Origin of the sequence: Sphingomonas sp. (assembly GCF_045810705.1) — a bacterium.
Taxonomy (GTDB): domain Bacteria; phylum Pseudomonadota; class Alphaproteobacteria; order Sphingomonadales; family Sphingomonadaceae; genus Sphingomicrobium.
In genome coordinates this window covers 124894-148925 of record NZ_JBJMVI010000002.1, presented here as the reverse complement: position 1 = coordinate 148925, position 24032 = coordinate 124894, and the positions used below count along the sequence as shown (strand labels likewise).

The following is a 24032-nucleotide window of genomic DNA, read 5'->3' as shown; positions in this document are numbered from 1 at the left end:
CCGCTGCAACATCGCCGCCATGAAATTTTCGATCTTTTTGCTTATCGCCGCCGTTGTCGCATCGGCGCCCGGCCTCGCCGCCGAGCGCCACCCGATCCGCAAGGCCGCTCATCCGGCAAAGGCCGAGGCGGCGAACAAGAACGATAGCGATCAGCGCGCCAAGGAATATTTCCACCCAAGCGAAACCCGCTCCACCGGCACCGTGACCGTCAGCGGACAACCGATTGCCTATGACGCGGTCGCGGGCACGCTCGTCGTCCACGCCAAGGACTGGGAGGACACCGACGCGCTCGACGCCGACGCAACCAGCAAGGACGATAAGGCCAAGACCGGCCCCAAGCCCGAAGCGTCGATGTTCTACACCGCCTATTTCAAGCAAGGCGCGCCGGCGGCAAGCCGGCCGATCACCTTCCTGTTCAATGGCGGGCCCGGCTCCTCGACCGTATGGCTGCGCATGGGGGCGTTCGGCCCGGTGCGCGTCGTCACCGCCGATGCCCGGCACACGCCCGCGCCCTATGCCGTGGTCGACAACGACCAGAGCCTGCTCGATGCATGCGACCTCGTGTTCATCGACGCGCCGGGCACCGGCTTCAGCCGGATCGCCGGCAAGGACAAGGAGAAGGCCTTCTACGGCGTCGACCAGGACATCGACGCCTTCGCCCAGTTCATCACCCAGTTCCTCACCAAATACGGCCGCTGGAGCTCGCCCAAATATGTGTTCGGCGAAAGCTATGGGACGATGCGCGGCGCCGGGCTGGCGCTCGCTCTCCAGAAGAAGGACGTCGACCTCAATGGCGTGATGCTGCTGTCGGATATCCTCAACTGGGACTTCATGCCCGACGACCCGCAGGTGAACCCCGGCATCGACATGCCGTACATTGTCGCGCTGCCCACCTATGCGGCAACGGCGTGGCACTTCACCAAGGTGCCCAATCGGCCGGCCGATCTTCAGTCATTCCTTCGCCAGGTGGAGGCGTTCGCGACCGGCGATTATGCCGCCGCGCTGCTCAAGGGCGGGGACCTGCCGGAGCCAGAGCGGCAACGGATCGCGGCCCAACTTTCAGCCTTCACCGGTCTGTCGGTGCCGTATTTGCTGAAGTCCAACCTCCGGATCGAATATGGCGCCTTCCAGAAGGAGCTGCTCGGCGACCGGGAGCTGACCACCGGGACGCTCGACACGCGCTTCCTCGGCGCGACGCTCGACCCTCTCGCCAAGGTCGCGAGCGGAGACCCGCAGAGCGACGCGATCAGCGCCGCTTATGTTGCGGCGTGGAACGCCTATGTCCGCGACCGCCTCGGCTACAAGCCGGACTTCGCGTTCAAGGCGGGCATCCCGATCTATTCGAAATGGGATTACAAGCACGCGCCGCCGGGCGTGGACAAGCCGCTGATCGCTCTGCCCAATGTGCTGCCCGACCTCGCCACCGCGATGAAGGAGAACCCGGACATGAAGGTGATGGTCAACGGCGGCTATTTCGACGTGTCGACGCCTTACTTCGAAGGCGTGATGGAGCTGCGGCATCTGCCGGTCCCTCCGAACCTGCGCGCCAACATCGAATATCATTATTATGAGAGCGGCCACATGGTTTACGTCCGGCCCGACATGCTCAAGGCGCTCCACGACAATGTCGCGGACTTCATCCGGCGGACGAGTGCGGGACGTTAGTTACAGATAGACCGGTTGTCATTGGCACTGAGATATCCGATAAATTCCGGCCATGCTTATACACTTTGTCATTGCTTTGGGAGCTTGGCTCGTTCTGCTGGTCGTGAGCTCAAATTTGGTCGGCTTTCTTGTGCGGGGCTTCTTTCCGAATCCGGCGATGCAAAAGCTCGCCGTCGATAGCGATGACTTCATCAATGCACTCGCTCAGGATCATCAACGGTCGGAGCGGAGGATGAATTTCGTCGCTGCCGCTTTAATTACAGCCTTTCTTTTCGCGCTTTATCATTTCTGGAACATCGGGCTTGTCATCGCAGCGGTGATTATTATGGCGGCACGCGTTCCCGATCTGATTTGGGAAATAAAGCACGGAAGTAAATTGCGACTGATCGACATGCGTCGGCCCAGGTTCTATATTCTAAGCACTGTCCTCTCTTGGGTGTCGCTGCCTGTCGTTTGGTACGCGCTTTATCGCATGTAGCGCGCATAGGGATCGGAAGTAGGAGCTGCCTAAGCCTCCGCGACGATCTTCGCCCATTCCTCTTCGCTGACGACGCGAACACCTAACTCTTCGGCCTTCTTGAGCTTGGAACCGGCGCCGGGGCCGGCGACCACCAGATCGGTCTTCGCGCTGACCGAGCCCGCCGCGCGCGCACCCAGCCGCTCGGCCTGGGCCTTGGCTTCGTCGCGGCTCATGGTTTCCAGGCTGCCGGTGAACACGATCGTCTTGCCGGTCCACTCGGTTTGCTTCGCGTCGCTGACGAACGGCAAAGGCGAGACTTCCGACAGCAGGTCGTCGAGCGCCTGCTGGTTGTGCGGCTCGTGGAAGAAATCGACCAACACCTCCGCGACCACCGGGCCCACGCCCTGCACCGATGACAGCTCCGCCTCCCCACCTTCTGAAAGCGCGGCGCGCCGCAGCTCCTCGATCGTCCCGAAGCACTTAAGCAGGTCGCGCGCGGTGACAATGCCGACGTGGCGGATGCCGAGGCCGAACAGGAAACGCGGCCCATCGGGCTGCCGCTTGGCCTCGATCGCGGCGAACAGATTGTCGACGGACCTCTCCTTCCAACCCTCGCGCCCGAGCAATTCCTCGCGGTGGTTGTGCAGGCGGAAGATGTCGGCGGGCGAGTGAAGCCAGCCAAGCTCGATGAACTCGGCGATGCTCTTCTCCCCGAGGCCTTCAATGTCGAGCGCGCCGCGTGACACGAAATGCCGCAGCCGCTCGAAGCGCTGCGCCGGGCAGATCAACCCGCCGGTGCAGCGGACGTCGACCTCGCCTTCCTCGGCGACTGCCTCGCTGCCGCATTCGGGGCAATGGTCGGGAAAGACATACGGCTCGCGCGGCTCGTCGCGCGTCAAATTCTCGACCACCTGCGGGATGACGTCGCCGGCGCGCTGGATGCGCACCCGGTCGCCGATGCGTAGGCCGAGCCGAGCGATCTCGTCGCGGTTGTGAAGCGTGACATTGGCGACGATCACCCCGCCTACGCCGACGGGTTTGAGACGCCCGACCGGCGTCAGCTTGCCGGTCCGGCCGACCTGGATGTCGATCGCCTCGAGCGTGGTCTCGGCCTGCTCGGCCGGGAATTTGTGCGCGAGGCCCCAGCGCGGCGCACGGCCGACCTGGCCGAGCCGCTCCTGCCAGTCGAGCCGATCGACCTTGTAGACCACGCCGTCGATGTCGAACGGCAAATCGGCGCGCGCTGTCTCGATCGCGCGATAATGGGCGAGCATCTCCTCGACCGAATTGCAGCGGACGAGCAGGTTTGCGACCGGAATTCCCAACGAGGCGATGCGCGCCATCGCGGCGAACTGCGTTTCCGCCAGCGGCTCGCTGAGCTCGCCCCAGCCGTGGGCGAGAAAACGCAGCGGACGCGCGGCGGTGACGGTGGGGTCCTTCTGGCGGAGCGAGCCGGCGGCGGCATTGCGCGGGTTGGCGAAGATCTTGCCGCCGGCCGCCTGCTGGCGTGTGTTCAGCGCCTCGAAGTCGGCCTTCGACATATGCACTTCCCCGCGCACTTCGAGGACGTCGGGCGCGCCGCCGATGTGCTGCGGGATGTCGGCGATCGTGCGCACATTGGCGGTGACGTCCTCGCCGACGCTACCGTCGCCACGCGTCGCCGCGAGCACCAGCTCGCCCCGCTCATAGCGCAGCGAACAGCTGAGGCCGTCAATCTTGGGCTCCGCCGTCGTTGCGATCGGCTCATCCGGAGGCAGGTTCAGAAAGCGGCGGACGCGCGCGATGAACTCGCACACTTCCTCGCCGGAGAAGGCGTTGTCCAGGCTGAGCATCGGCCGCGCATGCGCGACCTTCGCGAGCGCGCCGGTCGGCGCCGCGCCGAGCCGTTTCGAAGGAGAGTCGGATCGCACCAGCTGGGGAAACCGCGCTTCGAGCTCGCGATTCTCGCGCACCAGCGCGTCATAATCGGCGTCGGAAATCTCCGGGGCGTCGTCGTCATGGTAGAGCTTGTCGTGGCGCGCGATTTCGCGCGCAAGCCGCATCAGGCGGTTGGCGGCCTCGGCGTCGCCCGGGTCATCGGTCTCAGCCATGCCCGGCGAACAATTCCTCGAGCAGGTTGATGAAGCTGGTCCACGAACGCTCAGCGGCGAGCGCATTGTAACGGACGCCGTCGATCTGGAGATCGCTCGCATGCGGATTGGTGAAGCCGTGGGCGACATGGCCGTAAGCGTGGATCTGCCAGTCGCAGCCGGCCTCGGTCAGCTCCTGGCCGAGCGCCACGACCTTGTCCGGGGGAACCATCGGATCGTCCCAGCCGTGGAAGGCGACGACCTTGGCCTTGATCTTCTGCGGCGGCAGGCCGGGAGGGTCGAACAGGCCGTGGAACGCCACGGCCGCGGCGAACTCCTCGCCGGTGCGGGCGAGGTCGAGCGCGCACTGACCGCCAAAACAATAGCCGGCGGCGACGATCTGGCCGCCCGACACTTCATCGAGCCCGCGCACGAGCTCGAGCACGTGGAGCAGCCGGCGGCGGAGCGCACCGCGGTCGCTGCGCAGGCGCGTCATTTCGCCGAAACAGACATCGCGCGATGCGCCGCGGAACTCCTTGCCGAACAGGTCGGCGACGAGCGAATTGTACCCAAGCTCGACCAGCTGGCGGCCGAACCCGATCTCGAGGTCGGACACGCCCATCACCGTCGGGATCAGGATGACCGTCGGCCGCGCCTGGCCGTCGCGGCGGCCGACGAACACGCTCTCGAGGCTCTCACCCTCGAAATTGTGCGGGATTGCGCGGTCCTTGCTCATTTGAGTTCCCTTGCCAGTGCGGCCAGCTTGGCCACCGTATTCATGTTGCGCGCGGTCCCCGCTTCGGCGGTGGGAATCCGGAGGCGCGAGCGCCCGATACCCTTTTCGCCATAGGCGACATAGACCTCGCGGACGCCCGGAGCGACCTGCTCGTCGTCAGCCTGATTGCGCGCCGTCTCGAGCAGGTCCGCTGGCGGCGGCTGATTCAGGAAGAAGGCCTGGACGTTGTTGCCGCGCCGTTCCGGGAACGGGTTGCTGCGGACGGCCGCGTCCATCTCGTCGGCGGTCCTCAGCATCACGCACACGTCGCGGCCCATGTGCGCCTTGAGCTGCGCTTCGAGCATGGCCCGCAGCGGCTCCTCGGGCTTGCCGCTGGTGAAGAGCAAATTGCCGCTGGCGATGTAGGTTTGTACGGATCGTAGGCCGAGCTCTCCGGCGATCGCCTTGAGGTCGGTCATCTTGAGCGTGCTCCCGCCGAGCAGGTTCACGCCGCGGAGCAGGGCAACGTACGCGGTCATGCCGCGTCGAGCAGGCGCGAAGCTTGAGCCCTCGCTTCCTCGGTGATCGAGGCGCCGGACAGCATCCGCGCGATCTCCTCGCGGCGCTCGTCGGCGCTGAGCTTGCGGACGGTGGTCCGGGTGCCGCTGTCGCCGTGGAGCTTTTCGATCCGGTAGTGGTGCGACGCGCGCGCGGCGACTTGCGGCGAATGCGTGACGACCAGCACCTGGCTCTGCTCGGCGAGGCGCGCGAGCCGCTCGCCGATCGCGCTCGCGACGGCGCCGCCGACGCCGCGGTCGACCTCATCGAAGATCATCGTCGCCGCGCTGCCGGCTTCGGCGAGAGCAACCTTCAACGCCAGAATGAAGCGCGACAGCTCCCCGCCCGAGGCGATCCTCGTGAGCGGCCCGAACGGCGCTCCCGGATTGGTCGACACCTCGAATTCGACCCGCTCGGTACCAGTGGGTCCGGGTTCGGCCGCCGAGATCGCGGTGCGGAAGCGTGCCGCGTCGAGCTTCAGCGGCGCCAGCTCGGCCGCGACGGCGGCGTCGAGGCGCGCCGCGGCCTGGTGCCGCTGCCTGCTGAGTACGTCCGCCGCGGCCGCATAGGTTTCGCGAGCCGCCACGAGCTGTCCGTCGAGCTCGGCGATGCGCTCGCCTCCCGCCTGGATCGCCGCGAGCTGTTGCCGCATCTCCACGCAAAGCGCGGCCAGCGCATCCGCCTCGACCCGATGCTTGCGGGCCAGGCCGCGGATGTCGAACAGCCGCGTTTCAACCTGCTCGAGCCGCGCAGGGTCGAACGCGGTGGCTTCGGCGGCGCGCGCAATCCGGTCTTCGGCCTCGCTCACCTCGATCACCGCGCGGTCGAGCGCGGCCAGCGCTTCGGCGAGCAAGGGATGATCGGCCGCACCGCGCTCGATCCTCCGCGCCGCCTGACGGAGCTGCGCCAGTGCGCCGTCCGAGCCGCCGAGCAGTTCATCGAGCCCGGTCAGTGATTCACCGGCCTTGACGCCCGCCTGCATCACCGCCCGCCCCTCGGCGAGCCGGGTCTCCTCGCCCTCCTCCGGGCTCAGCGCCTCGATTTCCGCCGAGGCGTGTTCAAGCCATTCCCGGTCCCGTTCGGCGGCTGCGGCAACGGTTCGCGCGTCCAGCAGCTCGGCCTCGACCCGCATCACCTCGGCCCAGGCCCGCTCGACCGGCCCAAGGTCCAGCTTCCCAAAGGCGTCGAGCAAGGCGCGGTGGCCTCTGGGGTTGAGCAGTCCGCGGTCGTCATGCTGGCCGTGGATCTCGACCGCGAGCGCGCCGATCTCGCGGAGCAATCCCGCGGGAACGCTCGCTCCACCGACGAAGGCGCGGCTGCCGCCGTCGCTGCGCAGCGTGCGGCGGATGATCAGCGCTTCGCCGGGGTCAGGCTCGACCGTTTGCTCGCTCAATAGCGACAGCGCGGGGTGATCGGGCGGAAGCTCGATCTCGGCCGAGACCGACGCACTCTCTTGCCCGACGCGCACCAGGCCAGTCTCGGCGCGCGCACCCAGAGCAAGCCCCAGCGCATCGAGCAGGATCGATTTGCCGGCGCCGGTCTCGCCGGTCAGCACGCCCAGCCCCGGCTCGAACTCGAGGTCGAGCCGATCGACGAGCACGATGTTGTGGATCGCGAGCTGCCTCAGCATGTGAGGAGCAGCTCCCCAGGTCTCACTTGCGCGAGGCGGTCCGGCGCTGGGTCTGCTTGTTTTCGCGCCCAAGCAGCCGCAGCGATTGCCTGTACCAATCAGATTCGGGGTAATTGCGCCCGAGCACCGCCGCCGACTTCTGCGCCTCCTGGGGCAGGCCGAGCGCAAGATAGCATTCGACCAGCCGCTCGAGCGCCTCGGGCGTGCCGGTCGTGGACTGATATTGATCGATCACGGCGCGGAAGCGGTAGGTCGCCGCGAGCCACTGCCCGGATCGCTGGTAGAAGCGTCCGACCTCCATCTCTTTGCCGGCGAGATGATCCTTGATCAGGTCGAGCTTGACCCGCGCGTCGGAGGCGTAGCGGGTGTCGGGGTAGCGGCGGATGAGGTCGCCGAACGCGTCCGACGCCTGCTGCGTCGTCGTCTGGTCGCGATTGACGTCGTCGATCTGCTGATAATAGCTCATGGCGATCAGATATTGGGCGTACGGCGCCTCGGCGTTGCCCGGGTGGATCGTCACGAACCGCTGCGCCGAACTGACGGCGTCGGTATATTTGCGCGCGAGGTAATAATTGAACGCGCTCATCAACTGCGCGCGCCGGGCCCAGACCGAATAAGGGTGCTGGCGCTCGACCTCGTCGAACAGCTTGGCGGCCTGCTCGTAGTCGCCCTGGTCCATCGAGTGCTTCGCGGCGCTGTAGAGCGAGCTCACGTCGCGCGCGACATAGGCGGTGTCGGCCTTGTTTTTGCCGTGCGCGCAGCCGACCAGCGGGAGGATGGCTGCGGCGGCAAGCAGCAGTGGGGCAGAACGATGAAGCTTCAGCATGGGTACCTCATTAGCGTGGGCTCCGGGGGAGGCCAAGCACGGCTTGGCCCGGGAAAGCTTGGCGTTGGCTGAACGGCAGCTCAGGCCGTCTGCGCCTGGGCCTCGTCCTTGTCGTCGGTCTTGAGGAAGCTGTCGGGCTCGACCCCGAGCCACACCAGCACCGGCGACGAGATGTAGATCGACGAATAGGTCCCGATGACCACGCCGAGGAAGATCGCGATCGCGAGCCCGAAGATCACTTCCGGGCCAATCAGCATCAGCACGCCGAGCGCAATGAGCACGGTGAAAGAGGTGACCACGGTCCGCGCCAGCGTCTCGTTGAGCGACAGGTTGAGCAGCGGGATGATCGCCATCTTCCGGTATTTGCGCAGATTCTCGCGGATCCGGTCGTAGATGACGACCGTGTCGTTGAGCGAATAGCCGACGATCGTGAGGAACGCGGCGACGACGTTCAAATCGACCTGCAGCCGGGTGAAGGCGAAGAAGCCGAGCGTCATCGCCACGTCGTGGGCGAGCGTCAGCAGCGCCCCGACCCCGAACTGCCATTCGAAGCGGAACCAGATGTAGACGGCGATGCCGAGCATCGCGAGCCCGATCGCCATCGCGCTGTCCTGCGCGAGCTCCTCGCTGACCTTGCCCGACACCGATTCGCCGGCGTCGACCCGCGCCCCCGGATAGTCCTTGGGCAGCGCGGCGCGCAGCTTCGACACGACCTGGTTGGAGGCCGACTCGGGCCCAGGCGGCTTGGGCAGCCGCACCTGGTAGGTGCGGTCGTTACCGAGCGCCTGGATGCTCGCCTCGCCGACCCCGAGCTGCGCCACCCGGGTTCTGAGGTCATCGATCCGAACCGGCTGCTGGAACTCGACGCGAACCAGCTGGCCGCCGATGAAATCGATCCCCAGGTTGAGGCCGCGATATGCGGTGAAGGCGATCGAGGCGACGGTAGCGATCAGCGACAGGACCAGCGCGAGATTGCGCCAGCGCATGAAGTCGATGTTGGTGTGATCGGGAACGAGCTTGAGGAGCTTCATGAACCGGCCCTAGATGTGGAGCGCGCGGGGACGGGTGCGGCGGATCCACAGCGCGACCAACATGCGGGTGAAGTAAACGGCGGTGAACACCGAGCTGACGACGCCGATCATCAGCACGACCGCGAATCCGCGCACCGGGCCGGAGCCGAAATAGGCCATGATCGCGGCCGAGATGACGTGGGTGACATTGGCGTCGTAGATCGCGCGCATGGCTTCGCGATAACCGGTCTCGACCGCGTCGATCAGCCGCCGTCCGCGGCGTATCTCTTCCCGGATGCGCTCGTTGATCAACACGTTGGCATCGACCGCGGCGCCGATCGTCAGGATGAAGCCGGCGATGCCCGGAAGCGTCAGCGTCGCATTGAACATCGCCATGACGGCGAGGATCAGGAAGGCGTTCACGACCAGCGCGATATTCGCATAGACGCCGAAGCGGCCGTAGGTGATGAGCATGAACAGCATCACGCCGACCGTCGCCACGAGGCTGGCGATCACCCCTTTGTGGATCGAATCCTGCCCGAGCTCGGCGCTGACGGTGCGCTCCTCGATGACGTTGAGCTTCACCGGCAGCTTGCCTGAGGCCAGGCTGACGGCGAGGTCGTGCGCGCTCTGCACGGTGAAGCTGCCGGAGATTTGCGCGTTGCCGCCAAGAATCGGCTCGTTGATGTTGGGCGCCGACAGGACCTTGTCGTCGAGGACGATCGCGAACGGCTTGCCGACATTTTCCTGCGTCGCGCGGCCGAACCGGCGCGCGCCGGCCGTGTTGAACTTGATGTTGATGTCCGGCCGTCCGTCCTGGTCGAACGACTGCGACGCGCTGGTCAGCTGATCGCCCGAGACCATCACCCGGCGCTTGACCGCGATGTACCCGCCCCCTTCCAGCATCGGCAGCACCTGGCTGCCGGGCGGCGCGCGGCCCTGCTGGACGTCTTGCGGATTGGCGGAGAGGTCGACGAGCTTGAATTCGAGCCGCGCGGTCTGGCCGATGAGCTTCTTCAGCGCCTCCGGATCCTCGACGCCGGGCACCTCGACCAGGATCCGGCTGCCGCCCTCGGTGACGACGGTGATTTCCTTGGTGCCGCCCGGGTCGATGCGGCGGCGGACCACGTCGCGCGCGACTCCCATCGCGTCCTTCAGCGCCTGGGCGGTCCCGCTCGCGGTCGGCGTCAGGACGATGCGCGTCGAATCGACGACCTGCACGTCCCAGTCGCGGTTGCCGGTGAGCGCGATCGGCTGGCTCAAGCGGCGCATGCGCTCGACCGCGGCATCGACCTGCGTCGGGTCGCGGACGAGAAAGGACAGTCGACCGCCGGCAGTCGAAATATCGCCAATATCGATCTTCGGGTCGCGGCGAAGCTCGGTCGCGACTTCGTCCTCCTTGGCTTGGAGGCGCGTCTTGAGCGCGTCCTGCGCGTCGGCTTCGAGCAGCAAGTGGCTGCCGCCGGCGAGATCGAGGCCGAGGTTGATCTTGTACTGCGGGAGCCATTTCGGCCAGCTCGCCGCGGCCGGGGTTCCGCCGATCAGGCTCGGGATCGACAGCAGCACGCCCGCCGCGACGACAATCGAGACCAGCCAGATCTTCCACTTCGGAAACTCGAGCATCAGTCGTTTGCCGGTTTCGTCTTCGGGCTCAGCACCTGGCTGATCGTCGACTTGACGACGCGGATCTTGACGCCCTGTGCGATCTCGACCTCCGCCTCGTCGTCGCTGACCTTGGTGACGCGGCCGCGGATGCCGCCGCCGGTGACCACTTCATCGCCCTTCTTGACCGCGGCGATCGCGGCCTGGTGCTGCTTTACCCGCTGCTGCTGCGGTCGGATCATCAGCACGTAGAAAATACCGAAGATCGCCACCCACGGCAGGAAGGTGAGAAGCGCGCCCATGGTGCCGCTCGAGGGTCCGGCGGGCGCCGCCTGCATCATCATCAACATCGGTTGGCTCGACATATGGGCTTGCTGACTTTCATACGAGGATCTGCGCCATGCCATGAACGACCGTCCGCTGGACAGCTATGGAATGGCTGGTCGGGGCGACTGGATTCGAACCAGCGACCTCCACACCCCCAGTGTGATGCGCTACCAGGCTGCGCTACGCCCCGACCTGGCCGGCGCATCTAGGCAGGGCTACCCATCAAGGCAAGCGCCGAGGGGCAGGCAAGGTGGCTCGGCGGCGGCGAAAATATAAGCCAGGCAAGTGGGTTGGCCGCGCGCTGGGCCTGTTGCTCGCAGTGCCGGCGCTGTACCTCCTGGCGGCGCTGATCGGCTCGCTGGTCGCGGTCAACCGCAACTGGCGCGAGCCGGCCGATGGCACGACCGTCTACCTCGCCGATAACGGGGTTCACGTCGACATCATCATGCCGCTGGATGCCCAAGGCCTCGACTGGGCGCGGATCATCCCGCCTCGCGACTTCGAAGCGGTCGATCCGAACGCCGGCTGGATCGCGTTTGGGGCCGGGGAGCGGCGCGTCTACCTGAATACGCCGACCTGGTGGGACCTGACGCCGCGCACGATCTGGTCGGCGCTCGCCGGCGGAAAGCGGGTCATGCACGTCGAATATGTGCCCAGTCCCTATTACGCCGTCCGTCAAATCCGGCTGAGGCCCGAGGAATACCGCCGGCTGTGGGCCGCGATCCGCGCCGACCTCGCGCTTGGCGCGGATGGACGGCCCCGACACATCAGCCACCGGGGCTACGGCCGGTCGGACACTTTCTATGAAGCTACCGGAAAGGCGAGCATGTTCCGAACGTGCAACAGCTGGGCGGCCGGCCGCCTGCGGCTCGCCGGGGTGAGAACCAGCCTGTGGCCGCCGTTCGCCCAAGGCCTCGCGTGGCGCTACCGGCGAACGGGTCAGAGCACGTAGCGGCTGAGGTCGGCGTTCTTCGCGATGCTGCTGAGCTGTTGCTCGACGAAGGCGGCGTCGACCACGAGCGTCTCGCCGCGCCGGTCCTCGGCCTCGAAGCTGACGTCCTCGAGCAGTTTCTCCATCACCGTCTGCAGCCGCCGCGCGCCGATATTCTCGACCGCTTCGTTGACCTCGGCCGCGATGCGCGCGACCGCCTCGATCCCATCGTCGGCAAACGTGATCGTCACGCCCTCGGTGCCGAGCAGGGCTTGATATTGCTCGGTCAGGCTGGCGCGCGTCGCCGACAGGATCCGCACGAAATCCTGCTGGGTCAGCGCCTTCAGCTCGACCCGGATCGGCAGCCGGCCCTGAAGCTCGGGCAGCAAATCGGCGGGCTTGGCCATGTGGAACGCGCCCGACGCGATGAACAGGATATGGTCGGTTTTGAGCGGCCCGTACTTGGTCGCGACTGTCGTCCCTTCGATCAGCGGCAGTAGGTCGCGCTGGACGCCCTCGCGGCTGACCGATCCGCCGCGGACGTCGCTGACCGCGATCTTGTCGATCTCATCGAGGAACACGATGCCGTTGGCCTCGGCGTCGGCGAGCGCCGAGCGATTGACATCGTCCGGGTCGAGCCGCTTGTCGGCTTCCTCATCGGTCAGCCGGGCGAAGGCCTCGGGCACCTTGAGCTTGCGGCGCTTGCGCGGGCCCTGGCCCATCGCCTTGCCCATGATCGACTTCAAATCGAACACCTGCGCGCCCATGCCAGGAATCTCGAACGGCATTGACGAAGCCTCGTCGACCTCGATCTCGACCTCGGCTTGGTCGAGGCTCCCGTCGGAAAAACGCTGACGGAAGCTCTGGCGGGTCGCCTCGCTCGAACTCTTTCCGGTGAGCGCGTCGAGCAATTTGTCCATCGCCGCTTCCTCGGCTGCGGCGCGGACCTTGTTGCGGCGCCGCTCGCGCTCGAGCCGAACGGCTTCCTCGACCAGGTCGCGGGCGATCTGCTCGACGTCGCGCCCGACATAGCCGACCTCGGTGAACTTGGTCGCCTCGACCTTGACGAACGGCGCGTCGGCAAGCCTCGCCAGCCGCCGGCTGATCTCGGTCTTGCCGCAGCCCGTGGGGCCGATCATCAATATGTTCTTGGGCGTGACCTCGTCGCGCAGCTCGGGACCGAGCTGCTGCCGGCGCCAGCGGTTGCGCAGCGCGACCGCGACCGCCTTCTTGGCGTCGTCCTGCCCGACGATATGCTCATTCAGCGCGGCGACGATCGCCTTGGGCGTCAGCTTGTCTTTCAGCACTTCGGCTTGCTCCCCGCCGCTGTGGGAGATGGATGCGTGATAATTCATTTCGCGAACTATGTCGGCACCGCCTCGCGGCACTTCAAGCGGTGCAGCGCAGGCTGGCGAAGAACCGCTGATGGCTGGCGACGATGCGGGCGATGGTCGCCGGGTCCGGCGTCGTGTCCCACTGGTCGACTTCGAAGGTCCCGCCGAGGATGATCCCGTCGGGCCGCGGGAACATGTAGCCGGGACCGCCGGTGAACGCATATTGCACCTCGGGCTGCGGCTCGAGGATGGCGAGCTGGCCGCGCGCCGGGTGGAGGTCGGTATCGCCGAACAGGTCGCGGCTGCCGAGGCCGGTGCAGTTGAAGACCAGGGCTTCTGGCAGCGCGGCGATGTCCGCCGGCGTGGCGAACTTGCGGACCTCGATCTTCCCGCCGGCGATCTGCACGTCGCGGATCATCTGACGGAGATAGCGCCCGGTTTCGACGTACATCGTGTCGTAGCGCAGCGTGCTGGCCCACGGGAACGGGTGCTCGGCGGCGGTCAGCATGCGGTTGATCGGCGGGAAGGTGGCGATCGTCTTCGCCTCGGGGCTGTCGGTCTCGACATAGGTCGGGAGCCAGCGGACGCCGTAATCATCGCCGACCATGATCTGGTAGCGGCGCCAGCTGTAGTCGAGCGCACGCGCGAACTGGACCATGAACGCGGGCGTCACTTCGCCGGGATGATAAGCGGCGAAAGGGTGGAACTGGCCGCCGGCGATGTTCGACGTAGTGTCGGGTGGCAGCGCGGCGGCGTAGATGGTGACGGGAAAGCCCGCCTCCTGCACCAGCCGCGCGGTCGACAGGCCGACGACACCGCAGCCGAGCACCGCAACCGCGCCGCCGTGGCCCGGCAAGCCGAGCTCGGCCGCGAGCTTCGCCGTGCCCCAGCTCAAGGTGATCCCGGCGCCGCCGTGGCCGTAATTGTGGACCAGGCGCTTCTCGCCCAGCTGATCCGCACGCACCACGAAGCCCGAGCGGCGGTAGGGCCTGAGGCCGGCCATCGTCCGGATCACGCGGCTCTGGTCGGCGATCACCGGCGCAAGCGGGGTGCAGCCCGAATCGCGCCGAGTGCCGACCGTCGCGCAGCCGGACAGCAGCGCAGCGGATCCGGCGGCAAAGGTTCGGCGGTCGAACAGCACGCCGCCAGCCTAGCCGCGGTCGGCGTCAGCCTTCAATCGTCTCGATCGTCAGGCGGTCGTTGGTGAACACGCACACTTCCGACGCGATTTGCATTGCACGCCGCGCCAGCACCTCCGGGTCCTGCTCGTAATCGGCGAGCGCCTTGGCCGCCGACAAAGCGTAATTGCCGCCCGAGCCGATCGCCGCGATCCCGCCTTCGGGCTCGAGCACGTCGCCGTTGCCGGTCAGGATCAGCATGATGTCCTTGTCGGCGACGATCATCAGCGCTTCCAAATTGCGGAGATATTTGTCGGTGCGCCAGTCTTTGGCGAGCTCGACCGCAGCGCGCATCAGCTGCCCGTTATATTGCTCGAGCTTCTTCTCCAGCCGCTCGAACAGAGTGAAGGCGTCGGCGGTGGCACCGGCGAAGCCGCCGATCACCTCGCCTTTGTCGCCAATCCGGCGGACCTTCTTGGCGTTGGGCTTCATCACCGTATTGCCCATCGACACCTGGCCGTCGCCGGCGATGACCGTCGTACCGCCCTTCTTGACGCCAAGAATCGTGGTTCCGTGCCAGCTGTCCAAATTCGTCTCCAATCTCTTTCAGACGAAGTGGGATGCGCCAGCTAATCGTGCAAGCGCCGCTCGAAGCGTCGGTCGGGGACGAGCCAGACGACCGATACGCCGACATAGATGGCGATGGAGATGAACGGCGACACGAACGCCGCCGGAACCGCCACGACATAGAGCGCAAAGCTGATCCATTCCTTGGAGCCGCCGCCGACGGCGGACTTGACCCGCGATTCCTCGCCCTCGGCGCGGATCAAGGTGCGCTCCAGAATGAGGTAAGAGACCGAGGCGCCGATCAGCACCAGGCCGAACGATGCGACCGGCAAAGGCGTAATCCCGGCGTCGTCGATCCACCGGATCATCAGCGGGAACAGGGTGAGCCAGAACAGCAAAGCGTGGTTCGCCCACAGGACGCCGCCGGTGACCCGGCGCGCGGACTGCACCATGTGGTGGTGATTGTTCCAGTAGATCGCGACATTGACGAAGGCGAGAAGGTAAGCGGCCAGCAGCGGCAGGACTGCAAGCACCGCGTGGATCGTCGGCTCGGCGGGGATCTTGAGCTCGAGCACCATGATGGTGAGGACGATGGCGACCACGCCGTCGGTGAGCGCATTGAGACGGGTTGGAGTCATTCGTCCCCCGGGGGCTTAGTCGCGGGTCGGACTCGCTACAGCCGCGGGGTTGTTGTCAACTGCCGCCTGCGCCTGAACCCACTTGATCAGCTCGTCGAGCTGGATCGCCTGCTCGGTCGCGGTCAACGCGTCGCCGGCAGAAAGTCGGCCTTGATCGGCGGCCTCAGCAGCGCCGCCGGCGGCCGCGGAAAGGGCGGGCATTGATGCGTTTCGGCCATTGCGGGGATTGGTTGCGGCTTCGGGCTGGACGCGCAAGCGCTCAGCGCGAGTGCGAACGGCAGCCAGACGGGCTTCAAGGTCATTCTCCGTCCTTTCGTTGATGGTGCGCTGGTCGGCGGCGACGCGCCGGTTATTGGCCTGATCCGCGGCGCGCGCCTGGTCGGCAGCGGCGCGAGCGTTGGCGACAGTCGTCGCGAAGGCGGACTGTTCCTGGCGGTAGAGCTGATCGAAGCTGGCGCTCTGCTTCCTCCAGTGGCGGGTCTCCGCCTTCTGGACGAGAAGCAGGATTGCGAGCGCGACGCTGGCCGCGATGCCGGCAATGCCCTGCCAGTTGAGGAGCCTGAGGATCATTGGCTGTCCGCCTCGACCGACGCGCCGTCGCGGCTCGCGGTGAGCTTGAACCGGCCGACCGGCCCGCCGGCGAGGAGGCCGATGATCACCGCGATCATTGTGACGATGAACCCCCCGAGCGACCAGCCGAAGATGGTGACGATCGTATGTTCCTCGGCCGGGCTCCAGCCGCCCCACATCAGCAGCGCGATCATAAAACCGGCGGCGGCGCCGCAGAACATGCCCGCGGCCGAGGCGAGCAGGCCGTAGATGTAGCGCTGGCCTTCGGCGAAGGTCAGAGGTGGCGGAAATGGTCTCATCACATTGTCTCCCTTCCGAATGTTCACAATGTTCACGGTCGTGGCGCGGAATCAGCGCTCACCAATTCGGTTCGCCAACCACCCATACAGGAATGCCTCGTTGGCTGGCCGGCGCTCAGCGAGGCGGAGATAGCGCTCGCCCTGAAGCGCCTCCAGCGCGCGGAGCAGCACGGTCTCGCCGCTGCTCGCGCCGCGTATCTTGAGGAACGTGTCAAGCGCGGTCAGCGTCGCCCGGCCTACGCGTCCGTCGGGGGTCAGGTCGGGATAGTCGCTGCCGTTGCGATTGAGCGCGGTGAGCGCGCGCTGGAGGAAGGTGACGGCGACGGCCGGGCCCATGTTGACGCCGGTGTCGAATAGCTCCGCGGCGAGGCGGCCGCTGCGGCTGGCGACTTGGTCGAGGCCGGGGCGCAGCCAGTAAAGGCGCCGATAGATGCCTTCGGCCTCGCTGCGCGGCAGCTGGCGCATCGGGCCGGCATAGCCCTGGGCGCGCGCCACCGCCTGGGTGATCCCGAAGCAGGTCGGCCCGCCCTTGTCGGCCGGATTGTCCACGTAGCCGCCTTCGCGCTCGATGAGCGCGTCGAGCAGGCCGTCCACATCCACAACTTCGTCCATGCCGTCCCTCCTTGCGAGTCGCGGTATGTAACCAAATAGGTGATGTGTAGGAAAGTCTCGCGTGCCGGACAGGGCAGTAATATTCGAGGTCCGCGACCGTGCGGCCTGCCAACAACACTAGCCAGTGCAACCAGATGGCCAATCACGGGTTGTGCATGCGGGCGCCAATCCATCCTCAAGCGCCGAGCAGGAGCTGCGGGGTTTTGGCCGGGAATCTCAAGTTGGCGAACGAAGCGATTTCCGACGACCCGTTCCGGCTCCTCGTCCAGTCAATCCTCGATTACGCCATCTACATGCTGGATCCGAACGGCTTCGTGACCAGCTGGAACGCGGGCGCCGAGCGGATCAAGGGCTTCCGGACCGAAGAGATCCTCGGCCAGCACATTTCTACCTTTTATACGCCCGAAGACCGCGCGGCCGGCGTTCCGAACCGCGTCCTCGAGACCGCGCGCGGCGAAGGCAAGTTCGAAGGCGAAGGCTGGCGGGTGCGCAAGGATGGCTCGCGCTTCTGGGCGAGCGTCGTCGTCGACGCGATCAAGAACGAGCATGGCGAGGTCATCGGCTTTGCCAAGATCACCCGCGACATGACCGAGAAGCGCGAGGCGCAGCAGGCGCTGCTCGAGGCCGAGCGCGGCTTCCGGATCCTCGTCCAGGGCGTCACCGATTATGCGATCTACATGCTCGATCCGGCCGGCCGGGTGACCAGTTGGAACGCCGGCGCCGAGCGGATCAAGGGCTATGCGCCAAGCGAGATCATCGGCGAGCATTTCAGCCGGTTCTACACGCCCGAAGACCTCGACATCGGCGTGCCCAAGCGCGCGCTCGAGACCGCGCGCTCGGCCGGGCGCTATGAGGCCGAGGGCTGGCGGATGCGCAAGGACGGCACCCGCTTCTGGGCGAGCGTGGTGATCGACGCGATCAAGGACGAGGACGGCGAGCTGATCGGCTTTGCCAAGATCACCCGCGACATGACCGAGAAGCGCGAGACCCAGCTGCGGCTCGAGGAATCGCGCGAACAGCTGTTCCGGTCGCAGAAGATGGAGGCGCTTGGCCAGCTGACCGGCGGACTGGCGCACGACTTCAACAATCTGCTGACCGCCATCCTCGGCGCGTGCGAGCTGGCGCTGCGCAACCTCGACGATCCCGAAAAGCTCAAGCGCATGCTGGATGGGGTGCGCGGCTCGGCGCAGCGCGGCGCCGGCCTGACCAAGCAGCTGCTCGCCTTCGCCCGCGCCCAGCAGCTCGAGATCAAGCCGATCGACCTCAAGCCGTTCCTTGCCGAGATGACGACCTTGGTGCGGCCGTCGCTGCGCAGCAATATCGAGCTCGTGACCGAGACGTCCGACCAGCTGTGGCCGGTGGACGCCGACGCCGGCGCGCTCGAGCTCGCGATCCTCAACCTCGCGTTCAATGCGCGCGACGCGATGAAGGACGGCGGCCAGCTCAAGATCAGTGCACACAATGTGGTGCTCAACGGCGATCCCGAAGACCTCAAGGGCGAGCATGTCGTGCTGAAGGTGAGCGACACCGGCACGGGCATGACGCCCGAAGTGATGGAGCGCGTGTTCGAGCCGTTTTTCACCACCAAAGGCTACGGCGAGGGCACCGGCCTTGGGCTCAGCCAGGTGTTCGGGTTCGCCAAGCAGATCGGCGGCGCGATCACGGTCGAATCGCGAGCTGGCAAGGGCGCCAGCTTCTGCCTCTATTTGCCGGCGACCCGCACCGCGCGGGCGAGCGAAACGCCGGTGAACGGCAAACATGCGCTCGGCCGCGTGCTGATCGTCGAGGACGATGCCTTGCTGGCCGAGCTCGCCGCGGGAATGCTCGCCGAGCTCGGGTTCGAAGGCACGGTGGTGCACAGCGCGAAGCAAGCGCTCGAGCAGCTCGCCGGAGGCGAGCGGCCCAGGCTGATTTTCTCGGACGTGGTGATGCCTGGCGGCATCAGCGGCATCGAACTGGCGCGGAAGGTGCGTAACCGCTTTCCCGAGCTGCCGATCCTGCTCACCACCGGTTACAGCGAGGAGGTTGGCAAACCCCACGGCTTCCCGGTGCTGCAGAAACCTTACGAGATGGACGCGCTGGCAAACGCGTTGAGCAACCTTCTGAAGCTGGAAATCAGCGCGAACTGAACGGCTTGCTGGCGCGCAATTGACACGAGGGCGAGTTTGAGAGCCTCATCCGCTGCGCCGCGCGACGCGGCGTTGCAACGGAGGGGGAATTCCAATGGCAAGCAGTGCGCAAGACCGGACGCCCGTTCACCTGTGGGCGGTGGGGATCCTGTCCCTGCTGTGGAACGGCTTCGGCTGCTACGACTATGTCATGACCCGCATGCGGGACACCGGCTATCTCAAGTCGATGATGCCCGACGTCGATCCGGCCGCGGCGCTTGCCTACGTCGATGGATTGCCGATCTGGGCGTCGATCGGCTGGGGCCTTGGCGTGTGGCTCGGTCTTGCCGGATCGATCCTGCTGCTGATGCGCAGCCGCCACGCGGTCCTCGCGTTCGGCGTTTCGCTGATCGGCGCCGTGCTCGGCCTTGGCTACCAGTTGATGAACCCGATGCCGGGCATGACGGGCTTCATGGCCACCGGCATGCCGATCATCATCATCCTCATCGCGCTGGGCCTATTCCTCTATGCCCGGGCAATGGCGAAGAAGGGGCTGCTCGCCTAGGCGGTCAACCGCGCCGCCCGCCGAACCGCGTCCGCTGCTGCTTGCCGAAGCGGCCCTTGCGGGTGCCGGGCTTGCCTTCGCTTGAGTTGCCCGGCGGGCGCGGGGCGGCGCGCTGGTCGTGGGGGATGCCGAGATCATCCTCCTCCAGGCGGCGGATCTCGTCGCGCAGTCGCGCGGCTTCCTCGAACTCGAGGTCGGCGGCGGCCTTGCGCATGCGCTGCTCGAGGTCGCCGAGATAGGCCTTGAGGTTGTGGCCGACGAGGTGCGGCCGCTCGTCGTCGCCGGTGTCGACGACCACACCGTCGCGGGTCGCGAGGTGCGACATGATGTCGTGGATGTTGCGCTTGATGCTCTCGGGCGTGATGCCGTGCGCCGCATTATACTCAAGCTGCTTCTCGCGCCGGCGGTCGGTTTCGGCGAGCGCGCGCTCCATCGAACCGGTGACCCTGTCGGCGTAGAGGATGACCCGGCCTTCGACGTTGCGCGCGGCGCGGCCGATGGTCTGGATCAACGACGTCTCCGAGCGCAGGAAGCCTTCCTTGTCGGCATCGAGGATCGCGACCAGCCCGCATTCGGGGATGTCGAGGCCCTCGCGCAGCAGGTTGATCCCGACCAGCACGTCATAGACGCCGAGGCGGAGCTCGCGGATCAGCTCGATGCGCTCCAGCGTTTCGACGTCCGAGTGCATGTAGCGGACCCTGAGGCCCGCCTCGTGAAGATATTCGGTGAGGTCTTCCGCCATGCGCTTGGTCAGCGTGGTGACCAGCGTCCGGTAACCCTTCTTCGCCGTCAGCTTTGCCTCGTGGACGAGGTCGTCGACCTGGTCCTCGACCGGCTTGATCTCGACCGGCGGGTCGATGAGGCCGGTCGGGCGGATCACCTGCTCGCTGAACACGCCGCCGGTTTCGTTCATTTCCCATGGCCCGGGCGTCGCCGAAACGAACGTCGTCTGCGGACGCATCGCGTCCCATTCGTTGAACCTCAATGGGCGGTTGTCGATACAGCTTGGCAAGCGGAACCCGAATTCGGCGAGCGTGATCTTCCGGCGATGGTCGCCGCGCGCCATCGCGCCGATCTGCGGCACCGTCTGGTGCGATTCGTCGACGAACAGCAAGGCGTTGTCGGGGAGATACTCGAACAGGGTCGGCGGCGGCTCGCCGGGGAGGCGGCCGGTGAGGAAGCGCGAGTAATTCTCGATGCCGGCGCACGATCCGGTCGCGGCGATCATCTCGAGGTCGAAATTGGTCCGCTGCTCGAGCCGCTGCGCCTCGAGCAAGCGTCCCTCGGCCGTCAGCTCCTTGAGCCGCTCGGCGAGCTCGTGCTTGATCGCCTCCATCGCCTGCTTGAGCGTCGGGCCGGGCGTCACATAGTGCGAGTTCGCATAGACCTTGATGCTGTCGAGGGCCGCGATCGTCTTGCCGGTGAGCGGGTCAAATTCGGTGATGCTCTCGATTTCGTCGCCGAAGAAACTCACGCGCCACGCCATGTCCTCATAGTGCGACGGGAAGATCTCGAGATTGTCGCCGCGCACCCGGAAGTTGCCGCGCGCGAACGCCTGATCGTTGCGCCGATAGTGCAGCGCGACGAGCTTGCGGATGACCTCGCGCTGGTCGTCGACCTGCCCTTTCTTGAGGCTGAAGGTCATCGCCGAATAGGTCTCGACCGAGCCAATGCCGTAGAGGCACGAGACCGAGGCGACGATGATCACGTCGTCGCGTTCGAGAAGCGACCGCGTCGCCGAATGGCGCATGCGGTCGATCGCCTCGTTCACCGAGCTCTCTTTCTCGATGTAGGTATCGGTCCGCGGGACGTAGGCCTCGGGCTGGTAATAATCGTAGTAGCTGACGAAATATTCGACCGCGTTGTCGGGAAAGAAGCTCTTGAACTCGCCATAGAGCTGGGCCGCGAGGATCTTGTTGGGCGCAATCACCAGCGCCGGCCGCTGCAGCGTCTCGATGACCTTGGCCATAGTGAAGGTCTTGCCCGAGCCGGTCACCCCGAGGAGAACCTGGCTCGCCTCGCCGTTCTCGCCGATCCCTTCCACGAGTTCGCGGATTGCCGTCGGCTGGTCGCCGGCCGGCTCATATTCCGCGACCAGCTTGAACGGCTTGCCGCCTTCGGCCTTGTCGGGGCGCGCGGGCTTGTGCGGCACGAAAGTTTCCGCGGTCTCGGGTTCGGCCAGCGAAGTGCGGATTTGAATCGCCATCGCGGCCTATATGGTCAGGATGACGGGGCGGAACAACCGAACATCGGGGCTCGACAACGGGGGCGCTGGCGCTCGGTTAACAGCGGTTTTATGGTGCGCCCCTCTTTAGGAGGGGGCTCGTGATGAAATATGGATTGTGCGTCGCCGTATCCGTTCTTTGCCTCGCCGGCTGCAACAAGGGGCCGACGGTCGAGCTCAAGAATGCCAGCGGCAATCAGGTCTCGAACGCCGTGACCCGGTCCGGGGTGATGACCAGCGGTTCGATGATCGAGCCCGGGCTATGGCAGTCCAAGGTGACGGTGCTCGAAATGAACGTCCCCGGCATGCCGCCGCAATATGCCGAGAAAATGAAGCAGAGCATGGCCGAGCATCGCAACGAGGGGCGCAAGCATTGCGTGACCGAAGCCGATGTGAAGAAACCGAAGGAGGATTTCTTCGGCGCCGACAAGTCGTGCCGCTACGGACATTTCACGATGGGCGGCGGCAAGATCGACATCCAGATGGTCTGCAGGGAAGAGAATATGACCCAGACCACGAACATGGCCGGGACCTACACGCCGACCAGCTACTCGATGGACATGTCGAGCAATGGCAGCGGACCTCAGAACGGCATGACGATGAAGATGCACATCGACGCGCAGCGCGTGGGCGAGTGCACCGGAAAGGACGACTGACGCGTTAGGGCTGGTCAATGGCACGCGTCACCGTTTTGCTCAACCGCGGTGGCGGCGCCGCCTCGGCCGACCCGAAGATCGGCGACAAGGTCGCGAAGGCACTCAAGCGGGCGGGAGTAGAGGCCGAAGTCGAGCTAATCGGCGGCGGCGACTGCGCGATGCGCTGCCGGGCAATCGCCGAGCGCGGCGATGAGCTGCTGGTCGTCGGCGGCGGCGACGGGACGATCAGCGCGGCGGCCTCGGGGCTGATTGGAACCGAGACTTTGCTCGGGATTCTGCCACTCGGCACCCTCAACCATTTCGCACGCGACCTCGGCATCCCGACCAAGCTCGACGACGCGGCCGCGCTGATCGCGCAGCGGTCCGAACGGCAGGTCGACGTGGCCGAGATGAATGAGCGGATCTTCATCAACAACAGCGCAATCGGGCTCTACCCGCTGCTGGTCGTCGACCGCGATTCGCAACGTAAGCGGCTCGGCCGGCCCAAGGCGGTGGCGATGGTGATCGCCTCGATCCGAACCCTGGTGCGCTTCGGCCACCAGCGGCTGACCCTGACCGTCAACGAGCGCGAGGGCCAGGTCGACACGCCTCTGCTGTTCGTTGGCAACAACGATTATCGGGTCGGCTTGCCGGCGCCTGGCCAGCGCGAGAGCCTGGAGGGCGGTCGGCTTGGCGTGCTGGTGATGCGCAAGAAAACCCGCCGCGGTTTTATCGCTGCGAGCGCGCGCGCGCTGCTCAACCGGAGCCGCGACGACGACATGGTGCGGCTCGACGGCGTCGAGCGGCTGCGCGTGTCGAGCCGGAAACGCGAATTGTCGGTGTCGCTGGACGGCGAAGTCGTTCGCGCGGCGCTCCCGCTCGACTATCGGATCCGCCCCAAGGCGCTGCGGGTGATCGCGCCGCGGCGCTGACCGATGTGGAACCGCGGGGCGGTTCGCAGTGTTCGCGGCATGACAGATTGGGGCTCGAACGTGGCGACACAGGCTCATCGCGGACTATCGGAGCGGATGCGCGCGGGAGCGCTGCGCGTCGCCGGCATCGCGATCATGCTGCTGAGCGCGGGGGCTGCGCTGCTTCCGGCGGGCAAGACCCTGTCGTCGGACATGATCGGCGGGCTGCTCATCGCCGCGGGACTGATCGAGACCGTCGCGGGCTCGCTTCGGCAGCAAGTCCGCGCCTTTGCGATGGCCGCGGGCGTGGTCACCGCGCTTGCCGGACTGCTGTTCATCCTCAATCCGGAAACGCATTTCTTCCCGACGGTATGGCCGATCGTCGGCTGGCTGCTGGTGCGAAGCGTGATCCTCGCCGCGTCGGCGATAGAGACGCGGGGCTCGGTCCGGACCTGGACCGGGCTGTCCGCCGGCATGGACTTCCTGCTCGCCGTGCTGCTGATCACCGGCCTGTCGATCTCGACCATCGTCGTCAGCGTGTTCGGGCCGACGCGTGAGCTGGTCGCGACCTTTGCCTGGATCCTTGCCGCGAGCTTTGTCGTGAATGGCCTGATGCTGCTCGAAGTCGCCAGTTGCGAACGCGAGGCAGCCGCCTAG

Annotated in this window: 24 protein-coding genes and 1 tRNA gene; 8 read left to right on the top strand and 17 right to left on the bottom strand. The window is 66.2% G+C overall.

From position 1 onward, the window contains the following. Positions 1–19 precede the first annotated feature (19 nt). Together ACJ8FR_RS00740 and ACJ8FR_RS00735 are read left to right on the top strand one after the other, a co-directional pair. Positions 20–1666 carry a S10 family peptidase gene (locus ACJ8FR_RS00740; protein WP_407826684.1) on the top strand — a complete coding sequence of 549 codons (1647 nt, stop codon included), beginning with the start codon at positions 20–22 and terminating at the stop codon, positions 1664–1666. A gap of 52 nt (positions 1667–1718) precedes the next feature. Next, complete coding sequence (locus ACJ8FR_RS00735; protein WP_407826683.1) at positions 1719–2144, top strand: hypothetical protein; 426 nt, start codon at positions 1719–1721, stop codon at positions 2142–2144. 29 nt (positions 2145–2173) lie between these two features. Here the strand turns inward: ACJ8FR_RS00735 and ligA are convergent, their stop codons facing one another. The 9 genes from ligA to ACJ8FR_RS00690 form a co-directional block, all read right to left on the bottom strand. After that, positions 2174–4216, bottom strand: a complete 2043-nt coding sequence (ligA, locus tag ACJ8FR_RS00730) for an NAD-dependent DNA ligase LigA (RefSeq protein ID WP_407826682.1) — start codon at positions 4214–4216, stop codon at positions 2174–2176. After that, positions 4209–4931 carry a dienelactone hydrolase family protein gene (locus ACJ8FR_RS00725; protein WP_407826681.1) on the bottom strand — a complete coding sequence of 241 codons (723 nt, stop codon included), beginning with the start codon at positions 4929–4931 and terminating at the stop codon, positions 4209–4211. Before ACJ8FR_RS00725 ends, ligA begins: the two co-directional genes overlap by 8 nt. Then, positions 4928–5449 (bottom strand): DUF1697 domain-containing protein, encoded by a 522-nt coding sequence (locus tag ACJ8FR_RS00720; protein WP_407826680.1) that lies wholly within the window; start codon positions 5447–5449, stop codon positions 4928–4930. The genes ACJ8FR_RS00725 and ACJ8FR_RS00720 overlap by 4 nt, the downstream gene beginning before the upstream one ends. Beyond that, positions 5446–7098 carry a DNA repair protein RecN gene (gene recN / locus ACJ8FR_RS00715; protein ID WP_407826679.1) on the bottom strand — a complete coding sequence of 551 codons (1653 nt, stop codon included), beginning with the start codon at positions 7096–7098 and terminating at the stop codon, positions 5446–5448. The genes ACJ8FR_RS00720 and recN overlap by 4 nt, the downstream gene beginning before the upstream one ends. Before the next feature lie 22 nt (positions 7099–7120). Then, a complete protein-coding gene (locus ACJ8FR_RS00710) occupies positions 7121–7924 on the bottom strand; it encodes an outer membrane protein assembly factor BamD (RefSeq protein WP_407826678.1) in 804 nt (267 codons plus the stop codon). Positions 7925–8004: 80 nt separating this feature from the next. Then, positions 8005–8955, bottom strand: a complete 951-nt coding sequence (secF, locus tag ACJ8FR_RS00705) for a protein translocase subunit SecF (protein ID WP_407826677.1) — start codon at positions 8953–8955, stop codon at positions 8005–8007. Between the two features lie 9 nt (positions 8956–8964). Beyond that, a complete protein-coding gene (gene secD, locus ACJ8FR_RS00700; protein ID WP_407826676.1) occupies positions 8965–10557 on the bottom strand; it encodes a protein translocase subunit SecD in 1593 nt (530 codons plus the stop codon). Next, positions 10557–10901 (bottom strand): preprotein translocase subunit YajC, encoded by a 345-nt coding sequence (gene yajC, locus ACJ8FR_RS00695; RefSeq protein ID WP_407826675.1) that lies wholly within the window; start codon positions 10899–10901, stop codon positions 10557–10559. Before yajC ends, secD begins: the two co-directional genes overlap by 1 nt. Positions 10902–10976: 75 nt before the next feature. Next, positions 10977–11053, bottom strand: a tRNA-Pro gene (locus tag ACJ8FR_RS00690). Between the two features lie 129 nt (positions 11054–11182). On the opposite strand from ACJ8FR_RS00690, the gene ACJ8FR_RS00685 reads away from it, so the two are divergent. Continuing rightward, positions 11183–11815, top strand: coding sequence for a TIGR02117 family protein (locus tag ACJ8FR_RS00685; RefSeq protein ID WP_407826804.1), 633 nt, complete (start codon positions 11183–11185; stop codon positions 11813–11815). On the opposite strand, the gene hslU is transcribed toward ACJ8FR_RS00685, so the two are convergent. From hslU to ACJ8FR_RS00650, 7 genes are all read right to left on the bottom strand, one after another. Next, positions 11803–13098 (bottom strand): ATP-dependent protease ATPase subunit HslU, encoded by a 1296-nt coding sequence (gene hslU, locus ACJ8FR_RS00680; RefSeq protein ID WP_407826803.1) that lies wholly within the window; start codon positions 13096–13098, stop codon positions 11803–11805. The genes ACJ8FR_RS00685 and hslU overlap by 13 nt on opposite strands. Positions 13099–13183: 85 nt before the next feature. Continuing rightward, complete coding sequence (locus ACJ8FR_RS00675) at positions 13184–14269, bottom strand: FAD-dependent oxidoreductase (protein WP_407826674.1); 1086 nt, start codon at positions 14267–14269, stop codon at positions 13184–13186. Positions 14270–14294: 25 nt separating this feature from the next. Then, entirely contained in the window at positions 14295–14846 is a 552-nt protein-coding gene (gene hslV, locus ACJ8FR_RS00670) for an ATP-dependent protease subunit HslV (RefSeq protein ID WP_407826673.1), read from the bottom strand. Positions 14847–14875: 29 nt separating this feature from the next. Continuing rightward, positions 14876–15451: a TMEM175 family protein gene (locus ACJ8FR_RS00665; protein ID WP_407826672.1), complete on the bottom strand. Its 576-nt coding sequence runs from the start codon at positions 15449–15451 to the stop codon at positions 14876–14878. A 15-nt stretch (positions 15452–15466) separates the two neighbouring features. Next, positions 15467–16021 carry a hypothetical protein gene (locus tag ACJ8FR_RS00660; protein WP_407826671.1) on the bottom strand — a complete coding sequence of 185 codons (555 nt, stop codon included), beginning with the start codon at positions 16019–16021 and terminating at the stop codon, positions 15467–15469. Further along, positions 16018–16320, bottom strand: a complete 303-nt coding sequence (locus ACJ8FR_RS00655) for a hypothetical protein (protein ID WP_407826670.1) — start codon at positions 16318–16320, stop codon at positions 16018–16020. Before ACJ8FR_RS00655 ends, ACJ8FR_RS00660 begins: the two co-directional genes overlap by 4 nt. Before the next feature lie 51 nt (positions 16321–16371). After that, positions 16372–16932: a glycoside hydrolase family 108 protein gene (locus ACJ8FR_RS00650; RefSeq protein WP_407826669.1), complete on the bottom strand. Its 561-nt coding sequence runs from the start codon at positions 16930–16932 to the stop codon at positions 16372–16374. 221 nt (positions 16933–17153) lie between these two features. On the opposite strand from ACJ8FR_RS00650, the gene ACJ8FR_RS00645 reads away from it, so the two are divergent. Then, positions 17154–19061 (top strand): PAS domain S-box protein, encoded by a 1908-nt coding sequence (locus ACJ8FR_RS00645; protein WP_407826668.1) that lies wholly within the window; start codon positions 17154–17156, stop codon positions 19059–19061. A gap of 94 nt (positions 19062–19155) precedes the next feature. Then, entirely contained in the window at positions 19156–19605 is a 450-nt protein-coding gene (locus ACJ8FR_RS00640; RefSeq protein ID WP_407826667.1) for a hypothetical protein, read from the top strand. A gap of 4 nt (positions 19606–19609) precedes the next feature. On the opposite strand, the gene uvrB is transcribed toward ACJ8FR_RS00640, so the two are convergent. Further along, positions 19610–21811, bottom strand: a complete 2202-nt coding sequence (gene uvrB / locus ACJ8FR_RS00635) for an excinuclease ABC subunit UvrB (protein WP_407826666.1) — start codon at positions 21809–21811, stop codon at positions 19610–19612. A 122-nt stretch (positions 21812–21933) separates the two neighbouring features. Between uvrB and ACJ8FR_RS00630 the strand changes: the two genes are divergently transcribed. Genes ACJ8FR_RS00630 through ACJ8FR_RS00620 form a run of 3 tightly spaced genes read left to right on the top strand, consistent with a single transcriptional unit; the run spans position 21934 to position 24032 of the window. Beyond that, positions 21934–22485 (top strand): DUF3617 domain-containing protein, encoded by a 552-nt coding sequence (locus tag ACJ8FR_RS00630; RefSeq protein WP_407826665.1) that lies wholly within the window; start codon positions 21934–21936, stop codon positions 22483–22485. A gap of 17 nt (positions 22486–22502) precedes the next feature. Then, complete coding sequence (locus tag ACJ8FR_RS00625) at positions 22503–23396, top strand: diacylglycerol/lipid kinase family protein (RefSeq protein WP_407826664.1); 894 nt, start codon at positions 22503–22505, stop codon at positions 23394–23396. Between the two features lie 60 nt (positions 23397–23456). After that, complete coding sequence (locus tag ACJ8FR_RS00620; protein WP_407826663.1) at positions 23457–24032, top strand: hypothetical protein; 576 nt, start codon at positions 23457–23459, stop codon at positions 24030–24032.

What these genes read in the sequence shown, in the direction of transcription:
- ACJ8FR_RS00735 (WP_407826683.1), top strand. Translation starts at nt 1,719, where the DNA reads ATGCTTATACACTTTGTCATTGCTTTGGGAGCTTGGCTCGTTCTGCTG.
- ACJ8FR_RS00660 (WP_407826671.1), bottom strand. Translation starts at nt 16,021, where the DNA reads ATGATCCTCAGGCTCCTCAACTGGCAGGGCATTGCCGGCATCGCGGCC.
- ACJ8FR_RS00740 (WP_407826684.1), top strand. Translation starts at nt 20, where the DNA reads ATGAAATTTTCGATCTTTTTGCTTATCGCCGCCGTTGTCGCATCGGCG.
- ACJ8FR_RS00630 (WP_407826665.1), top strand. Translation starts at nt 21,934, where the DNA reads ATGAAATATGGATTGTGCGTCGCCGTATCCGTTCTTTGCCTCGCCGGC.
- ACJ8FR_RS00625 (WP_407826664.1), top strand. Translation starts at nt 22,503, where the DNA reads ATGGCACGCGTCACCGTTTTGCTCAACCGCGGTGGCGGCGCCGCCTCG.
- secD (WP_407826676.1), bottom strand. Translation starts at nt 10,557, where the DNA reads ATGCTCGAGTTTCCGAAGTGGAAGATCTGGCTGGTCTCGATTGTCGTC.
- secF (WP_407826677.1), bottom strand. Translation starts at nt 8,955, where the DNA reads ATGAAGCTCCTCAAGCTCGTTCCCGATCACACCAACATCGACTTCATG.
- ACJ8FR_RS00655 (WP_407826670.1), bottom strand. Translation starts at nt 16,320, where the DNA reads ATGAGACCATTTCCGCCACCTCTGACCTTCGCCGAAGGCCAGCGCTAC.
- ACJ8FR_RS00665 (WP_407826672.1), bottom strand. Translation starts at nt 15,451, where the DNA reads ATGACTCCAACCCGTCTCAATGCGCTCACCGACGGCGTGGTCGCCATC.
- ligA (WP_407826682.1), bottom strand. Translation starts at nt 4,216, where the DNA reads ATGGCTGAGACCGATGACCCGGGCGACGCCGAGGCCGCCAACCGCCTG.
- yajC (WP_407826675.1), bottom strand. Translation starts at nt 10,901, where the DNA reads ATGTCGAGCCAACCGATGTTGATGATGATGCAGGCGGCGCCCGCCGGA.
- ACJ8FR_RS00640 (WP_407826667.1), top strand. Translation starts at nt 19,156, where the DNA reads ATGGCAAGCAGTGCGCAAGACCGGACGCCCGTTCACCTGTGGGCGGTG.
- ACJ8FR_RS00725 (WP_407826681.1), bottom strand. Translation starts at nt 4,931, where the DNA reads ATGAGCAAGGACCGCGCAATCCCGCACAATTTCGAGGGTGAGAGCCTC.
- ACJ8FR_RS00710 (WP_407826678.1), bottom strand. Translation starts at nt 7,924, where the DNA reads ATGCTGAAGCTTCATCGTTCTGCCCCACTGCTGCTTGCCGCCGCAGCC.
- ACJ8FR_RS00650 (WP_407826669.1), bottom strand. Translation starts at nt 16,932, where the DNA reads ATGGACGAAGTTGTGGATGTGGACGGCCTGCTCGACGCGCTCATCGAG.
- ACJ8FR_RS00720 (WP_407826680.1), bottom strand. Translation starts at nt 5,449, where the DNA reads ATGACCGCGTACGTTGCCCTGCTCCGCGGCGTGAACCTGCTCGGCGGG.
- uvrB (WP_407826666.1), bottom strand. Translation starts at nt 21,811, where the DNA reads ATGGCGATTCAAATCCGCACTTCGCTGGCCGAACCCGAGACCGCGGAA.
- recN (WP_407826679.1), bottom strand. Translation starts at nt 7,098, where the DNA reads ATGCTGAGGCAGCTCGCGATCCACAACATCGTGCTCGTCGATCGGCTC.